The organism is Acidimicrobiia bacterium (genome assembly GCA_009694375.1).
Taxonomy (GTDB): Bacteria; Actinomycetota; Acidimicrobiia; order Acidimicrobiales; family VFJN01; genus VFJN01.
In genome coordinates, this window is the sequence record SHVB01000024.1 from 14,258 (window position 1) to 29,204 (window position 14,947).

At 66.8% G+C, this 14,947-nt stretch carries 16 protein-coding genes; 9 read left to right on the plus strand and 7 right to left on the minus strand.

Going from position 1 to position 14,947, the window contains the following annotated elements:
• Positions 1-34 precede the first annotated feature (34 nt).
• The 4 genes from EXQ71_11685 to EXQ71_11700 all read right to left on the minus strand — a co-directional run bounded on the left by EXQ71_11685 (position 35) and on the right by EXQ71_11700 (position 3,769).
• Complete coding sequence (locus EXQ71_11685; GenBank protein MSO88159.1) at positions 35-1,057, minus strand: NAD(P)-dependent oxidoreductase; 1,023 nt, start codon at positions 1,055-1,057, stop codon at positions 35-37.
• A complete protein-coding gene (locus EXQ71_11690) occupies positions 1,054-1,758 on the minus strand; it encodes a glycosyltransferase family 2 protein (GenBank protein ID MSO88160.1) in 705 nt (234 codons plus the stop codon). The genes EXQ71_11685 and EXQ71_11690 overlap by 4 nt, the downstream gene beginning before the upstream one ends.
• Positions 1,755-2,948 (minus strand): nucleotide sugar dehydrogenase, encoded by a 1,194-nt coding sequence (locus EXQ71_11695; GenBank protein ID MSO88161.1) that lies wholly within the window; start codon positions 2,946-2,948, stop codon positions 1,755-1,757. Before EXQ71_11695 ends, EXQ71_11690 begins: the two co-directional genes overlap by 4 nt.
• A 116-nt stretch (positions 2,949-3,064) precedes the next feature.
• Positions 3,065-3,769: a class I SAM-dependent methyltransferase gene (locus EXQ71_11700; protein MSO88162.1), complete on the minus strand. Its 705-nt coding sequence runs from the start codon at positions 3,767-3,769 to the stop codon at positions 3,065-3,067.
• A 127-nt stretch (positions 3,770-3,896) separates the two neighbouring features.
• Between EXQ71_11700 and EXQ71_11705 the strand changes: the two genes are divergently transcribed.
• On the plus strand, positions 3,897-4,874 hold the full coding sequence (locus EXQ71_11705) for a GNAT family N-acetyltransferase (protein MSO88163.1): 978 nt from the start codon (positions 3,897-3,899) through the stop codon (positions 4,872-4,874).
• Positions 4,875-4,883: 9 nt separating this feature from the next.
• Here the strand turns inward: EXQ71_11705 and EXQ71_11710 are convergent, their stop codons facing one another.
• On the minus strand, positions 4,884-6,188 hold the full coding sequence (locus tag EXQ71_11710; GenBank protein MSO88164.1) for an amidohydrolase: 1,305 nt from the start codon (positions 6,186-6,188) through the stop codon (positions 4,884-4,886).
• Here EXQ71_11710 and EXQ71_11715 point away from each other — a divergent pair.
• Genes EXQ71_11715 through EXQ71_11730 form a run of 4 tightly spaced genes read left to right on the plus strand, consistent with a single transcriptional unit; the run spans position 6,187 to position 9,979 of the window.
• On the plus strand, positions 6,187-6,807 hold the full coding sequence (locus tag EXQ71_11715; GenBank protein MSO88165.1) for a cysteine hydrolase: 621 nt from the start codon (positions 6,187-6,189) through the stop codon (positions 6,805-6,807). The genes EXQ71_11710 and EXQ71_11715 overlap by 2 nt on opposite strands.
• Before the next feature lie 23 nt (positions 6,808-6,830).
• The gene (locus EXQ71_11720) at positions 6,831-8,399 is read left to right on the plus strand and encodes a fatty acid--CoA ligase family protein (protein MSO88166.1); all 1,569 of its coding nucleotides are present in this window, start codon (positions 6,831-6,833) and stop codon (positions 8,397-8,399) included.
• A 9-nt stretch (positions 8,400-8,408) separates the two neighbouring features.
• Positions 8,409-9,092, plus strand: coding sequence for a TetR/AcrR family transcriptional regulator (locus EXQ71_11725; protein ID MSO88167.1), 684 nt, complete (start codon positions 8,409-8,411; stop codon positions 9,090-9,092).
• Positions 9,092-9,979 (plus strand): LLM class F420-dependent oxidoreductase, encoded by an 888-nt coding sequence (locus EXQ71_11730; GenBank protein MSO88168.1) that lies wholly within the window; start codon positions 9,092-9,094, stop codon positions 9,977-9,979. The genes EXQ71_11725 and EXQ71_11730 overlap by 1 nt, the downstream gene beginning before the upstream one ends.
• On the opposite strand, the gene EXQ71_11735 is transcribed toward EXQ71_11730, so the two are convergent.
• Positions 9,976-10,821 carry an EamA family transporter gene (locus EXQ71_11735; GenBank protein MSO88169.1) on the minus strand — a complete coding sequence of 282 codons (846 nt, stop codon included), beginning with the start codon at positions 10,819-10,821 and terminating at the stop codon, positions 9,976-9,978. The genes EXQ71_11730 and EXQ71_11735 overlap by 4 nt on opposite strands.
• Positions 10,822-10,910: 89 nt before the next feature.
• Between EXQ71_11735 and EXQ71_11740 the strand changes: the two genes are divergently transcribed.
• Genes EXQ71_11740 through EXQ71_11755 form a run of 4 tightly spaced genes read left to right on the plus strand, consistent with a single transcriptional unit; the run spans position 10,911 to position 13,509 of the window.
• Positions 10,911-11,828 (plus strand): LLM class F420-dependent oxidoreductase, encoded by a 918-nt coding sequence (locus EXQ71_11740; protein MSO88170.1) that lies wholly within the window; start codon positions 10,911-10,913, stop codon positions 11,826-11,828.
• Between the two features lie 9 nt (positions 11,829-11,837).
• A complete protein-coding gene (locus EXQ71_11745; GenBank protein ID MSO88171.1) occupies positions 11,838-12,620 on the plus strand; it encodes an SDR family oxidoreductase in 783 nt (260 codons plus the stop codon).
• Positions 12,605-12,955: a hypothetical protein gene (locus EXQ71_11750; protein ID MSO88172.1), complete on the plus strand. Its 351-nt coding sequence runs from the start codon at positions 12,605-12,607 to the stop codon at positions 12,953-12,955. Before EXQ71_11745 ends, EXQ71_11750 begins: the two co-directional genes overlap by 16 nt.
• Positions 12,955-13,509, plus strand: a complete 555-nt coding sequence (locus EXQ71_11755) for a DNA-3-methyladenine glycosylase I (GenBank protein ID MSO88173.1) — start codon at positions 12,955-12,957, stop codon at positions 13,507-13,509. The genes EXQ71_11750 and EXQ71_11755 overlap by 1 nt, the downstream gene beginning before the upstream one ends.
• 7 nt (positions 13,510-13,516) lie before the next feature.
• Here EXQ71_11755 and EXQ71_11760 read toward each other — a convergent pair.
• Positions 13,517-14,947, minus strand: a 1,431-nt coding sequence (locus EXQ71_11760; GenBank protein MSO88174.1) for an FAD-binding protein, incomplete at its 5' end; no start/stop codon positions are given.

The window sequence follows — 14,947 nt, forward strand, 5'->3', positions numbered from 1 at the left end:
GCCCGGCGACGCTATCCGCGCCCCCCGGGGGCCGTCAGATGCGACCGTCAGCGAGGGCTTGTTGGATCCACGGGATGACCTCATCAAGCATGTCTTCAAGACTGGTGGTGGCTTCGAACCCGAGGACACGTTTGGCCTTGAGGGTTGAGGGAACCCGGCGGTTCACGTCGTGGTCGTAGCCGGGGTCCGACACGGTCCGCAGTGGCTCGCCGGGGCCCTTGATCTTGTGCCAGATGATCTCTGCCAACTCCATCACGGTGGTGGAACGCTCAGTGGAGAGGTTGAAGTCGTCGTTGCGGGCATCGGGGTGCTCCATCGCCGTCACGATGCCGCGGGCGAGATCTCCCCCGTAGGTGTAATGACGGATCTGGGAGCCGTCGCCCAGGATGTGCAACGGGTCTTGGCCCTTGAGGATCTTCTGGACGAGGTCGGGCACGACGTGACTCATGGCCAGTTTCACGTTGCCACTGTCCACCTCCACATCGCCCAACGCCCGGGCCTCGCCGATGCCCACGCAGTTGAACGGTCGGACGATGGTGTACGGCAGTTGGTATTGGTCCCAGGCGGCCCGGGCGAAGTACTCGACCGCGAGTTTCTGGAACCCGTAGGAGGAGAGCGGCGGGGCGATCCGGCGCTCGTCGCCCTCGGTGGAGGGCCAGGTATCGGTGGACTCGTAGACCATCGACGAGCTCATGTAGGTGACCTTTTGCAGTCGGCCGTCTTTGGCGGCGGCGATGCTGGCATCGCACGAGGCGGCCATGATCCGCTCGTTGTTGGCGAGCAAGTCGTAGGCGTAGGCGTGGAAGTAGGAAATGCCGCCGATCATGGCGGCGCCGGCGATGAAGTGGTCGCAGTCTCGAAGGATGTCGGTCATGAGGGCAACGTTGCGGGCGTCGCCCTCCACTAGGCGGTAGTTGGGGTCGTCGTCGTACGACTTGGCTACCTTGCCGTACTTGGAGTGGTCGTCGATGCCGACCACGGAGTAACCGCGTGAGAGGAGTTCGGCGACGACGTAGCCACCGATGAAGCCTGATGATCCGCTGACCAGAACGTTCATGACAACCTCGACCCGAAGGAATAGCGATACCACCGCAGGTAGCGGGGCAACCAAGACCAGATCTGGAAGTTCGACTGGCCCACCGAGCGATCTACCCAGATGGTGGGAAGTTCCGCGACCGGTAGACGATATCGCCTGGCCTTGGCCACCAGTTCCAAGCCCATCTCGAAGCCCGTATCGGATTCAACCCCCACCTTCTGCAGGAAGGCACGGTCGTACGCCTTGAAGGAGTTGGTGGCATCGTGCGTGCCCACCCGCGCCAACCAGCAGAGCGACAGGCCGGCACTACGCGAGAGAACTCGTTTGAGGAAGGGTCCGCCCACCTGCTGGCCCCCCTTGGCGTAACGGGAGGCCACCGCAATCACCACACCACGGTCCACGAGATGGGCCAGCGCCTCGATCTGTCGCGGATCGTCGCTGCCGTCAGACATGGTGACCACGACGATTTTGGCTTCGGCGTGGTCGACGCCAAAGCGGATGGCGTGGCCTGGTCCTTTGCCGTAGGTGTTGAGGGTGGGGACCACGCGTGGCTCGCGAAGGGCGTAGGCCTCCAGATGCGCTCGGGTGGTGTCTTCCTCGTCGTCATAGACGGCCAGGATCTCGCACGACATGGTGACCGACTCAAAGACCCGGTCGAGAAACGCGTTGATGGCGTCGCCCTCATTGAACACGGGCACCACCACGCTGATGCGCGCCGTCATGCGGACTGCGCAGACGGGATCACGTTCCAGATGTCGATTACCGGCACCCGAGGGGAGAGCGACCGATAGAGGTCATGCGGCGCAGCAACGACGAGGAGGTCGGCCTGTTCGAGCACCGCATCCAGCGGCTCGAGGTGGTCGTCCAGGGTGACGTAGGGATCGGTGCAAAGGACTCGAGCGGCCTTGAGCTGCAACAGGCGTTTTAGCTTGTAGCTCAGGCTTGATCGGATGTCATCAGACTCTCCCTTGAAGGCCATGCCGAGAAGACCGACGGTCATCGTGGAGAGGTCGTGGGCCGCCGTGATCTGGTCGACGACATAGTCGGGGAGGCCCTCGTTCACCAGCATGCTGGCATGGCCCAGCATGAAGTTGTTCCGGTTGAAGGCGGCGAGCTGCATCGTGTCTTTCAAGAGACACGGGCCGGCGGCGAAGCCCGCCCCCGGGAGGTCGGCCGCTCGGGGGTAGTCCTCGGTCATCGCCGCCCGGATCCGTTCGAAATCGGCCCCATAATCGGTGGCGATCATGTAGAGCTGATTGGCGGCGGCGAACTTGATATAGCGCCAGGTGTTGGTGAACAACTTGGCCAGCTCGGCCTCTTCGACCTCGAGCGGGATCGTCTTGTCGGTGAGCCACCCGAAGAGTTCGCGGGCCCGTCGCACGGCCTCGGGAGTGCGTCCCGACACGATCTGGGGGAGCGAGTGGAGTTCCTCGATCGCTTTGCCCTCGGCGATGCGCTCGGGGCAGAACGACACGTCGATGGCCAGGGAATGCTGGGCGAGCAATCGCTCCACCAGGGCGGTGACACCCGGGTAGACCGTGCTGCGCATCACGAGGTGCTGGCCATCACGCAGGTGATCGATCATCCCCTCGATGGCGTGCACCACCGCAGCGGGGTCGGGGTTGAGGTGCTCGTCGACGGGCGTCCCGATGACAACCACCACATGGTCGACTTCGCTGACCAGGGCGGGGTCGCTGGTCACGGTGAGGTTTCCCTTGGCCAGTACCCGCGCCAGCAACTCATCGGCTCCTTTTTCGACGAAGGGCATCTGGCCGGCGCGCACGAGGGCCACTGCGTCGGCGTTGATGTCGTAGAGCAACACCGGGAGGCCAGCGTCGGCAAAGGCGAGCCCGAGGGGTAGCCCGACATGCCCACACCCGCCCACGATGGCGACTGGATCGTTAGCAACCATCGTGGGCCCCCGCTTGGTCTATCCGTGGAAAAGACAACGATAGCAATCCTTTGCGGCCCCACCTAGATGGTGCGGGTAGTGTGTCCTGTCGCGCGGGCACGTGGCTGATCGACGTTTTAGGGGTGGGTGGGGTTCGCCCGGGCCACCACGAAGGTCTGCTTGCCGAGGAGCCATTGCGCCGGAGGAAAGTGGAGATAGAAGCGAATGAGCGGCGCCGATATCGGGAGCCGTGATTCGGTGGTGTAGGGCAGGAAGCGGACTTTCATGGTCTCGATGGTGAAGCCAGTGAGGGTCAGCGCCTCGCGCAGGCTCCTGTCGGTGATGGGCAGTGAGTGGTCGACGAAGTCCCAGTAGGCGGCCCCCAGGAGCCGGATGTTGGGCTGCAGCACCAGGAGGCGGCCGCCGGGTCGAAGAACGCGGTGGAGTTCCCGCAGCGTGGCGAGCAACTCGCCAGAGTCTTGGAGGTGCTCGAAGAAGTTGCTGACCCAGGCCACATCCACGGCACCGGTGAGATCCGCGGGCAAGGCCGTTGATCGACTGTGGCAGACCCGTACGTCGGGTCCGGCCATCTCGGTGATAGTCGGGTTCAGGTCGACGGCGATCTTGGTGCCGCAGCGGATGGTGTTGATGAACTCGCAGTAGCCAGCCGCCAGATCGAGCACGACGTCGGTGGGGTCCACGTACCGCTGGAAGTGGGCCGATACGAGCGTTTCCCAGAGCACGAGCCGGTCATTCGTGCGGTGTCCGAACCGGCTGGCATAGATGGCTTTGAGCGCTTCGGGGTCATCGGGAGCGTCGCTGGGCGGGACGGGATGATCCATACCTCCCCACTGTAGGTGGTGTTCGCAGCCTCCTCTCGACCGGTGATGGTCGCCGGCACCCGCTCGTGGGCGGCCTGCGGGGCGCCCGGGGGCCGATGGTGGAGCACCGGCCTGACAGGATCCCGACATGATGAAACTGCGGTGGGCGGCGCCGGTGCCGCAGGAGAACCAGCAGTGGGCAGCCCTTCTCGCCGCCATCGCCGCTGCTGATGGGCGGGGGGAGGTCCACGCAATCGAGGACCTCGCGGATGAGTGGCGGTCGGCCTGGTCGCACCCGGCCACTGATGCCATCTTCGTGTGGGACGGTCCGCATCTCGTCGGTTTCGCCTGGTTGAAAGCGATCCCCGGGGACGGGGATGCCCACGAGGTGGCCTGCTGGGGAGGCGTAGGACCCACGCACCGTCGCCGGGGCGTGGGGACGGCGCTGGTGAACTGGTCCCGCCGGCGCGGCAACGAGATTGCCGCCACCTTCGATGCCGCCTCGCCCACCAATCTGATCATCGAGGTGGGGCAGGAGCAAGCCGATCTATGGGCCTTGGTCCGCCGGGCCGGGTTCGATCCCCAGCGCCGGTTCCTCGATGTGGCCCGTCCCACGTCGCGAGTCAACGCGGCGAGGTCAACGGGGCCGGCGGGGCTCGAGTGCGTGGGGTGGAGCCCCGCCCTGGACCACCGGGCGCGGTTGGCCCATGCCGAAGCCTTTGCCCACCATTGGGGACGACGACCCCGCAACGGTGACGAATGGGTGCAGTGGTACACCGGCCACCGCTACTTCCGGCCGGACCTCTCGGTGCTGGCGGTGGAAACAGCCACCACCGCGGTGGTGGCGCTGGTGCTGACCGCCGCCTACCCGCAGGATTGGGAGACCGGCCCGGTGGAGGCGTGGATCACCACGGTGGGCACCGTGCCGGATCGGCGCCGAGAGGGTGTGGCGGGCTGGCTCCTCGATGATGTGCATCGGCGCCTGGCGGATTCCTCCACCGGATTCGAACGCTCCATCCTGGGGGTAGACGAGGGGAACTCCACCGGAGCAGGGGCCCTCTACGGCCGGTTGGGGTACGAGTTGGTGCGGTCGGTCACTATCCTGGCGCGCCCGGCGGGGGACTGACGCAAGGGCTCAGTGAATGTCGAGCATCCGACGGGCGTTCCCGCGCATGATTTTTTCTACGACGTGGTGGGGCAGGCCTTCCATCAGCTTGGTGGCCACCGCTTTGGTGTCCGGCCAGGTGGAATCGGTGTGGGGGTAGTCGGTCTCGAAGGTGATGTTGTCCTCGCCCACCTTGTCGAGGGCATCGATTCCGTGCTGGTCGCGGAAGAAGCACCCGAAGATCTGACGGTAGTAGTAGGTGGAGGGAGGTTCGGGAACCAACTCGGCCACCCCGCCCCATGCCCGGTGCTCCTTCCACACGGTGTCGGCCCGCTCGAGGATGTAAGGGATCCAGCCGATCTGGCCTTCGCTGTAGGCGAGTTTCACCTCGGGGAACTGCACAAGTTTGCCGGAGAAGAGCCAGTCGGTCATCGAGGCCATGGCGTTGCCGAAGGACAAGGTGGCGGCCACCGCCACCGGCGCATCGGCGGAGGTGGCGGGCATTCGCGAGGACGAACCGATGTGCATGCAGATCACCGTCTTGGTGTCCTGGCAGGCCGCGATGAACGGGTCCCATTCGCCGGAGTGAATAGACGGGAGGCCGAGGTGGGGGGGCACCTCACTGAAGCACACGGCGCGCGCCCCGCGTGCGGCATTGCGCATCACTTCCTGGGCGGCCAGTTCGGCATCCCACAACGGGACGATGGGCAGCGGAAGTAACTGGCCGTCGGAGTCGCCGCACCACTCCTCCACCATCCAGTCGTTGTAGGCCCGCACACACGCCTCGGCGAGGTCTCGGTCCTTGGCTTCGGCAAAGGTCTGGCCGCAGAAGCGGGGAAAACTCGGGAAGCAGAGCGACGCCTCCACGTGGTTCATTTGCATGTCGCGGATGCGGGCCTGAGGGTCGTAGCAGCCTGGTCGCATCTCGTCGTAGGTGATCGGTGACATTGTCATGTCGTCGCGGTCGAAGCCCACCGCCGCCACATGGCGTTTGTGGATGTAGACGAGGTCTTCGTAGACCCAGCAGTCGGCGAGGGGGCCCTCGGGGTCGAAGGTCTGCTCGTACTGGCCACCACCGATGTGCTTCAGGTGGCCGATGCCTCGACGCTCCACGTGCGGGCCCGCTTCCCGGAAGCGTTCCGGCAGCCATCGCTCCCAGAGGTGGGCGGGTTCCACTACATGGTCGTCCACGCTGACGATGGTGGGGAGTTCCCACTCGACATCGGTGGACTCGGCAATGGGGTCGGTGAGGGTCATGCAGGTGCTCCCGGTGGGCTCGCCACAATCTGACGGTGTGTCAGAGATTGTAGCGGCGCCCGGTAAGGTGCAGTCCATGGCGCTCGACTTGGCCGGTTTGGTAGATCCGGCCCACACCGCGATCGTGACCTCCGAAGTGCAAAACGGGGTGGTGGGAGCCACCTCGGCTCTGCCGGCCCTAGCCGAAGCGGCCGCCGTGGAGATGCTGCCAAATGTGATTCGGCTCCTGCCCGCCGCCCGCGCCGCGGGGGTGCAGGTGGTGCACTGTACGGCGTATCGCCGAGCCGACGGCAAGGGGGCCAACCACAACGCCCGACTGTTCATGGGGGTGCGCAAAGCGCCGGTGAGCCTGCTGCCGGGCAGCGCGGCAGTGGCCGTTGTCCCCACCCTCGGGCCGGAGCCCGATGATCTCGTGCTCACTCGCACCCATGGCCTCAATCCGATGGCCGGCACCGATCTGGACCCGGTGCTACGCAACCTCGGGATTCGCACGATTGTGGTCACGGGGGTGTCGGTGAACGTGGCGATCACCAATCTGGTGATGGATGCCGTCAACCACGGCTACGACGTGGTGCTGCCCCGCGACGCGGTGTGCGGCATTCCGGGCCCGTACGCCGATGCGGTGATCGACAACACGCTGGCGTTGCTCGCCGCGGTAACCACCACCGACGAACTCATGACGATCTGGGCGGGGTGATTATGGGAACGATGGAGACAGGAGTGCGGGGCGACTTGCAATGGGGTACCACCGCCAACCTCGTGCGGGCGGCCGCCGAGCGATTTGGCGCTCTGGAGGCGTTGGTTGATGGCGAGCAGCGCTTGTCCTTCACCGAACTCGCCGCCGCCGTGCACGACGCGGGTCGGGCGTTTCTCGCCGCCGGCCTCGAGCCGGGTGACCGGGTGGCGATTTGGTCGCCCAATGTGTGGGAGTGGGTGGTGGCGCTGCTGGGCTTGCAGTCGGCCGGTGGGGTGGTGGTGCCGATCAACACTCGCTACAAGGGGGCCGAGGCCGCCTACGTCCTGCAGCGGAGCCGGGCTCGTCTGCTCATCACGGTCCAGGGTTTCCTGGGCAACGACTACCTCACGATGTTGGCGGACCAGGATCTCCCCGACCTGGAGCACACTGTGGTGCTGCGGGGGGATGCGCCCGCGGGCACCACCACCTGGGCGGGGTTTCTGGCGTCGGGAGCCGCCGTGGATCCCTCGGCGCTCGATGAGCGGATGGCGGCGCTGGGGCCCGACAGCGTGGCCGACATCCTTTTCACTTCCGGCACCACCGGGCAGCCCAAGGGGGTGGTGGGTACCCACGGTCAGGTGCTGCGAGGCTTTGCCGACTGGGCGGCGGTGATTGGTTTGCGGGCCGGCGATCGCTACCTGGTGATCAACCCCTTCTTTCACGCCTTCGGCTACAAGGCCGGCATCGTGGCGGCCCTCACGGCGGGGGCCACCTTGGTGCCTCAGGCCGTGTTCGACATCCCGACGGCCATGGCGATGGTGGCCACCCACGGCATCACGATGCTGCCGGGGCCACCGGCGATCTACCAGACGTTCCTGAACCATCCCGACCTGGACCTCACCCAGATGCAGACCCTGCGCTTGGCCGTTACCGGGGCCGCGGCGGTGCCGGTGGAACTGGTGGAGCGAATGAAACAGGAACTTGGCTTCGAGGTGGTGGTTACCGGCTACGGACTCACCGAAGTGTCCGGGATTGCCACGATGTGTCGGCACGACGACGACGCGCTCACCATTTCCACCACCTCGGGCCGGGCCATCCCCGGGGTTGACGTGCGGGTGGTGGACCTCACCGGCCGCGAGTTGCCCCGGGGTGAGGCCGGTGAGGTGGTGGTGCGTGGGTACAACGTGATGCGGGGGTACTTCGAAGATCCGGTGCAGACCGCTGAAGTCATCGATGCCGATGGTTGGCTCCATACCGGCGATATCGGGGTCATGGACGATCGCGGCTATCTGGCCATCACCGATCGGATGAAGGACATGTTCATCACCGGTGGGTTCAACGTCTACCCGGCCGAAGTGGAGCGCCTGCTCCTGTTGCACCCCGACATTGCGCAGACGGCGGTGATCGGATTGGCCGATGAGCGGATGGGTGAGGTGGGGATGGCCTTCGTAGTGGCGACGGCGGGCACGAACCCCACCCCCGAGGCGATTATCGCCTGGGCCCGCCAGGAGATGGCCAACTTCAAGGTGCCTCGGCAGGTGCGCATCGTGCCCGATCTGCCGATGAACGCGAGCAACAAGGTGCTCAAGACCGAACTGCGGAGGCAGGCGTAGCCTTTTGTGATGTCCGAGACGACTCCGCTGCGCAGGGTGGAAGACCACAGCGAGGAGTTGCGGGCCGCCGACGGACGGGTGCCCGGCCGCCGCGGACGCGCCACGCGGCAACGCCTGCTGGCCTGCACCCTCGACATGCTCACCAGTACCTCCTACCGCGACGTGAAGGTCATCGACATCGCCCGCGAAGCCGGCACCTCACCGGCCACCTTCTACCAGTACTTTGCCGATGTAGAGGCGGCCACCTTGGTGTTGGCCGAGGAGATGGCGCAGCACGGGCAGCACCTCCGAGTGATCATCACGGAGGGATCGTGGGTGGAGGGCGAAGCGATGGCTACCGCGCTCGAACTGGTGGACGCGTTCTTGGCGTTTTGGGATGACCATCGCTCCGTGTTGCGAGTAGTGGACCTCGCCACCGACGAAGGGGATGGCCGGTTCCAGAAGATCCGGGTGCGCCTCCTCAACGACATCACCACTGCGCTAGCCGAGGTGGTGCGCCAGGCTCAGAAGGCCGGGCGCATCCCCAAGACGATCGACCCGATGGCGGCGGCGGGGGTCTTGGTGGCCATGCTGGCCCATACCGCCGCCCACCAGTACGGCTTCGAGTTTTGGGGAATCCGCACGGCGAAGTTGCGCCAGTCGATGGCCCGCCAGGTGTCGTGGGGCGTTACCGGGATCATCCCGCCCGACTGATGGAAGCCTCCGCGGGTGGGAAGGCAATAGCGCTGGGCCTCCTGCCTCCCTATCGCCTCGGGGTGGCCAGTGACCCGGCCTGGATGGGGGTGTTTGCGCGTCACGCCGATGAGAGCGGATTCGAGTCACTGCTGGCCGTGGAGCATGTGGTGGTGCCGGTGGGTCACTCCAGTCGCTACCCCTACAGCGACACCGGCCGCATGCCCTTACCCGATGATTGCGATCTGCCCGATCCGCTCGACCTGCTGGCTTGGTTGGCTGCTCGCACCGAGCGGATTCGGCTCGGTACGGGCGTCCTGGTGCTGCCCGAACACCACCCCCTCGCGTTGGCGAAGCGCTGCGCCACTATTGATCGCCTCTCGGGGGGGCGGTTCTTTCTGGGTATTGGGGTGGGCTGGAATCGCGAGGAGGTGGCCGCTTTGGGCATCGACCCAAACGAGCGCGGTACGCGCACCGATGAAGCCATCGATGCCCTCCGGGTGATCTGGCAAGACGACACCCCTGAGTTCGCCGGGCAGCATTTCAACTTCGCGCCGATGCGCAGCCACCCCAAGCCCGCCCAGGCGCGGATTCCGATTTTGGTGGGTGGCCATGCCCCCGCGGCCGCCCGGCGCGCCGGTGAGCGCGGCGACGGGTTCTTCCCCCTCGGCCTGGCTGGCGACCTCCTCGATGAGCGCTGGGCCCAGGTGCAGCAGGCCGCCATCGCAGTCGGCCGCAACCCGGCGTCGGTGTCGCTTACCCTTGGCGGCGTGTTGGGGGATGACACCGCCATTGCGCGGGCGGCGGAGCGGGGTGCCGAACGGGTCGTGCTCAGCCTCCGCACCGATGATCTGAACGCGGCCCGTCACGCCATGGATGCCGCCGTCGCCTACCGCGACACCCTCTAGATTCCGCCTCCGGTAGCCATGAGTGCGGTGGCGGCCAGTGCTACGACAATCCCCACCCGTTGAATCGCCATGAACCGTTCGCCGAGCACGACTCGCGCCAGCACGATGGTGCTCACCGGATAGAGCGATGACAGCACTGCCACCACGCTCAGGAGCCCCTGGCGCAGGGCGAGCAGATAGCACGCGTTGGCGACAAGGTCGAGGCCTCCGGCCGAGGCGGTGAGTGGCCTGGCCGGACCGCGCGGTATCTCGGGATCGATCCGGCGGCTCAGCGCCAGCAGCACCATCACCGAAACAGACGCCATGCGGGCCGCCAAGAGGGGCCAGAGCCCGGCGTTGTCACCGGTAGCGGCCAGCGCCACAAAGAACAGGCCAAAGCCAACGCCCGCCCCGATCGCCACACTGACCCCGCGGCGGGGCGAGGGGACCAGGGTGCGGTCGCCGCCGGCACAGACCGCCACGATGGCCACCAAGGCGAGGGTCATTCCCACCCCCACCGCCGGTCCGGGCCGGTCGCCGGTGACCAATCCGACCGACGCGGGGATGGCGGCGGCGATCAGGGCGGCGACCGGGGCCACCACAATCATGGGCCCGATTGCCAAGGCCTGGTAGAGCAGACCCACGCCCGCGGCACCCGCTAGGCCGCCGAGGGCGCCGAGCACGAGGTCACTGGTGGTGGCGGTGCCGCTCATGAAGGGCATCACCGCCACGATGAGAAGGAGGCCCACGCCGTGGGACCACAGCAATACGGCGGCCGCCGAGGCACCTTTGGTGGCCATGCCTCCGCAGAAGTCGCCCACTCCGTACACGGCGGCGGACAGGAGTGAGAGCAGGACCGCCATGCCTTCTCTCTAGCCGATGGCGGCACCCCGGCAAGGGTGGGTCTGGTAGACCACGTTTTAGGGTTGGGCCGTCAAGGAGAGAGGGAGCCGTGGTCGCCTTCGGGATGCAGCTTCCGGTGCAGTCACAAAGCACCCTGTTCGCCCAGCCGTGGGAAGCGACGGCCGGAGTGACCGAAATCGTGCAGGCGGCGCAGGCCTGTGAGGCGGCTGGCTTTGCTTACGTGGCCGTGTGTGATCACGTGGCCGTACCGGCCCCAGCGTCCGAGTCGATGAGCACCGAGTGGTGGGACACCATCGCCACGCTCTCCTATCTCGCCGCCGTCACTGAGCGAGTGCGTCTGCTCAGCCACGTGTACGTGCTGCCGTATCGTCATCCCCTGGTGGTGGCCAAGGCGTGGGCCACCCTTGATGCGCTCTCGGGCGGGCGAGCCATCCTCGGTGTTGGCGCGGGCCACGTGGAAGGCGAGTTCGCCGCCCTGGGTGTGCCGTTTGCCGAGCGCGGCGCGCTCCTCGACGAATCTATCGATGCCCTCCGGGCGGCCTTCTCGGCCGAATTTCCCTCCCACCATGGCCAGCACTGGCGCTTCGACGGGGTGGGGCAACGTCCCCGGCCGGTGCAGGCCTCGCTCCCGATCTGGGTGGGGGGTTCGTCCAAGCCGGCCATGCGTCGGGCCGCCGAGCGGGGTGACGGATGGTTGCCCCAGGGGCCACCGGAGGGTGGTATGGAAGCCGGCATCCGGTTCATCCGTGAGCACCGAGCCGCCACTCGGGGCGACGACCCGATCGTGCTCGGCGCCCTGTCGGGTCCGCTCTTTGTGGGGGAGCCGGACTGGGATACGCCTCGCTGCTTCCGGGGCGCACCCGCCAAGATTGCCGGATACCTTCGCACCTACGCCGATCTTGGGGTAGATCAGATCCAGGTGAGCTTCTCCAGTCGCTCGGCCGGGGAACTGTGTGACCAGATCGCCGCCTTCGCGGCCGAGGTAGTTCCGCTCGTCAACCAGTAGGAGAACGTGATGCTGCTCGAGGGCAAGGTGGCCATCGTGTCCGGGATCGGTCCGGGCATGGGGCGAGACGTTTCGTTGCAACTCGCCCAACACGGTGCCGACATCGTCTTAGGGGCGCGCCGCACCGAAACATCCGATGAGGTGGCCGCCGAGATTCGCGCCCTGGGCGCCCGGGCGGAGGTAGTGGCCCTAGACATCACCGACCCAGCCATGTGTTTGGCGGCGGTCAGCACGGCGGTGGCGACCTTTGGGGGTCTCGATATCCTCGTGAACAACGCGTTCCAGGACGGCAACCGGCGACAGTTCATGGACGCTCCGCTGGAAGAGTGGCGCCTCACGATGGATGTCAACTTCTGGGGCACCCTGCAGATGACCCGGGCAGCGGTGCCCGCCATGATCGAGCGCGGGGGTGGTCGGGTTGTGATGGTCAACTCCATGTCGGCCCACCGCATCGAAGCCCGTTCCGGTGCCTATGCGGCGTCCAAGGGCGCCTTGGAGACAGCCACCAAAACACTGGCTACCGAACTCGGGGTGCATGGCATCCGGGTGAACGGGATTCACCCTGGGTACATCTGGGGCGAGTCGGTGGAGTGGTATTTCAATTACCTGGGCGAGAAGCGGGGGATCAGCGGCGAGGAGGTATACCGCGAGGTGGCGGAGGAGACGAGCCTCAAGTACCTGGCCCACTCCCGCGAGATCGCCGGGTCGGTGGTGTTTTTCGCGTCGGACCTCTCCAAGCCCGTCACCGGCCAGAGCCTCGACGTGAACTGCGGCCAATGGATGACCCCGTGATCAAACTCACGGTGCTGGTGAAGCGCAACCCGATGTTGTCGGTGGAAGAGTTCCATGAGCAATGGCGCCAACACGGCCGCATGATCGCCGATGAACCGGTGTTCTGCCGTTTCATCAGGCGCTATGAACAGCATCACCGCGCCCTCAATGATTACCGCACCGGCGACACCTTCGATGGCATGGCCATCCAGTGGTATGACCACTTTTCGGACTTCGTAGATCTCATCAGCACACCGGAATACACGGCCAAAATGCAGCCCGACGAAACCCGCATCCTGGACCCGGATGGCTTGGTCATCCTCTTCACCGAAGAGGCCGAAGTGTTCATCGCCTGATGTCGATGACGCGATGCTGGTGGTGCGGCGAGGATCCGCTGTACGTGGCGTATCACGACGAGCAGTGGGGGGTTCCCGTTGTCGATGAGCGGGAACTGTTCGAGTTGCTCTGTCTGGAGGGCTTCCAGGCCGGTCTGTCCTGGATCACCATCCTGCGCAAGCGGGAGGCCTTTCGCGCTGCTTTCGACGGCTTCCACATCGCCTCGGTGGCGGCCTACGGCGACGCCGAGGTGGCGCGACTGGTGGCCGACGCCGGGATCGTCCGCCACGAGGGCAAGATAGCGGCCACCATGGCCAACGCCCGGGCGGTGGAGGCCATGCACGGCGCGGGCCGCACCCTGGCGGAATTGGTGTGGAGCCACGCGCCCCCCGCCCGCCCTGCCCCCTTGCGCCGGCGCTCGGAGGTTCCTGCCGCCACCCCCGCATCGATGGCCCTGGCCCAGGCCCTGAAGCAGGAGGGCATGCGGTTCGTGGGTCCCACCACGGTGTATGCCTTCATGCAATCCGCCGGGTTGGTGAACGACCATCTGGCCGAGTGCTTCCGCTCCGGTTGACCAGCAGTTAGATCCGAGCGGCCACTTCGGCGGCGCTGGCGAAGGCGGCGGCGAGGCCACCGGGGCCGACCCCCTGGGCATCGCCGATCACGTGGAGTTCGGGATGATTCGGCGGCGGGGGACCCGCTCGGGGCGTCATTCGCACCACCGTGGTCGCGTCGGTCGGGGCTTCCGTCTCGAGGATCACCCCGGCACTCGCGGCGGCCGCCACGAGGCGGAACCGCCCCGGCAATCCGAGTTCGGGAGCCAGCACGGGCGCGTCCGGAACAAGGGTGACCGCGAGACCATCCTGTCGTGCTCGCAGCGCCACCGACACGGCGGCCTTGCTGCTGCCGTGGACCGTCACTGGTCCGGCCAGTTGGGTCACCCCATCCAGCCACGGGCGCAACACCGAATCCTCCGGCCATGAGCCGCCGGTGGCCCACACCACTACGTCGGCGCGAACCTCACCCTCCACGGCGACGCCAAGGCGGATGGTCACCCCGGCATCTTCGGCCCCGCCGATGAGCCAGGCCAGCAACCCGGCGAGGTCCGGATCGGTTTCTTCGGCCAGGGCCAGGGCGCCGCCGAGTTTCTCGCTGGCCTCCCAGAGTTCCACGGCGTGGCCGCGCTCGGCCAGGCGGCGGGCGCATTCGAGGCCGGCCGGGCCGCCACCGGCTACCAGCACCCGACGCGCCGTCACCACTGGCGCAAGGGGCGCGGCGGCCTCGTGTCCGGCCTCGGGATTGACCGAGCACTGCACCGGCGCATTTTGGAAGATGGCCCCGATGCAGCGGTACTGGTAGGTGCAGGGGCGGATGCGATGCCGCTGGCCCGCCGCCAGTTTGGCGGGCAGGTCGGGATCGGCGATGAGGGGGCGGCCCATGGCGATCACGTCGGCGAGGCCGTCGGCCAGGGCCTGCTCGGCGGCTTCGGGGGTGAGGCGGCCCATGGCGATCACCGGCATTCCGAGGTCGTGGCGCACCCGGGCCGCGTCGGCCAGCAGTGCTCCCGGTTCGTGCGGGGTATGACCGTCGGTGATGCCGGTGGCCACCATCGGGTCGCCGTAGGCCGTCACATGGATGGCATCGAGCCCGGCCTCCCGGCCCAGCGCCATCGTGCTGAGGGCATCGTCGATCCGCTGGCCGGGCTCGCGGTGGGCCTCGAAGGTGCCCACTCGGGCCCACAGCGGGAAGGCCGGTCCCACCGCCTGGCGAACGGCCCGGATCACTTCCACGAACAGTTCGCTACGGGCGGCCACCGAGCCCCCCCAGCGGTCGCGGCGCTGGTTGCTATAGGGCGACAGGAAGGCATGGAGCAGGTAGCCGTGGCCGGCGTGCAGTTCGATGGCGTCGAAGCCGGCCGCTTTCACGCGCACGGCCGATTCCACGAAGCGGTCCACGACCCAGGCCAGGTCGTCGTCGCGGGCCGGTTGTACGCGGTAGGCGGCGGTGGGGGA